The following is a 986-nucleotide window of genomic DNA, read 5'->3' as shown; positions in this document are numbered from 1 at the left end:
AACCGAGGTTCAGACCCAGACCTCCACTGCTCGACAAGCCCTGCAGGCCAATGAGCAAAGAGCCGCTGAGCTGGACCGCAGCGTCACGGCACTGTCGCAGCGGCTGCCGGAGATCCAGAGCCAACTACAGCAGGCGGAACAGCGGCTGGCCTCCGTGAAGGAGGAGATTGCGACAAGCGAACAGACCGTTGTGGCACGCCGGCAGGAGTTAGCGGACCTGAGCCGTCAGATGGACGAGGCCCGCCGTGAGGCGACAGCGGTCCGCGAGTCGGTAGCCCAAGCTACTCAGGCGCTGTCCTCTCGGACAGCCGAGTTCGCTGAGGTTGAGCAACGTCTCCAGCAGGTGCGTGACGCGCAAGCATCCACTCAGACGGATCTTTCCAACCTTCGCTCAGAACGGGAGCGCCTGACGAGGGAGCAGGCTGAACTCCAGAGCCAAGCAACCCAGCAGCGGTCTGAGCCTCAGGCTCAGCTGGCAAGGGCAACAGACGACCTGGCCGCCCGCAATCGGGAGGTCGCAGAGCTGGAGGGGCGGCTTCAGGCGACCCGTCAGGCACTCGCTGATGCTCAGAGCCAGTTGGCCGGTGCAAGGCAGCAGCTTGCCGCGCCACCCGCTAATGGGCACACATCTGGAACAGGTGCTCCAGCCGATGCAACTCCTCTATTGCCTGAAACACCTCAGTGATATGCTCGCGTCTGCGCGCCTGCTGTTATTCGACGATGAGGTGGCTCACACTGTAACCACGTAAGCTGACGCACCAAAAGCGTCCCAGACGCAGTGGGGCATGGCTTGACCCAGAAACACAGCTTTGCTCAGGTCTTCAACGAAGTTTGCGATAAAGAACAGCGCATGAGCCCCTCGTCACTCTGGACCCTCTTCATCGCCTGTCCCGGACGAGATCGGCAGCACGTCATTCGGGATCCTCAAGGCGAGCCCCGGATCATCTTTGGCGAAGACGATGGCACGAGGATCAACGATCGTCTGG

At 61.8% G+C, this 986-nt stretch carries 1 pseudogene; it reads left to right on the top strand.

Annotated features, from left to right (window positions below):
* Positions 1–685: pseudogene (locus tag AC0QTX_RS27480) on the top strand (hypothetical protein); the annotation flags it as partial.
* Positions 686–986 lie beyond the last annotated feature (301 nt).

This window comes from Microvirga sp. jy35, from assembly GCF_056148915.1.
This window is presented reverse-complemented; position numbering and strand designations above follow the sequence as displayed.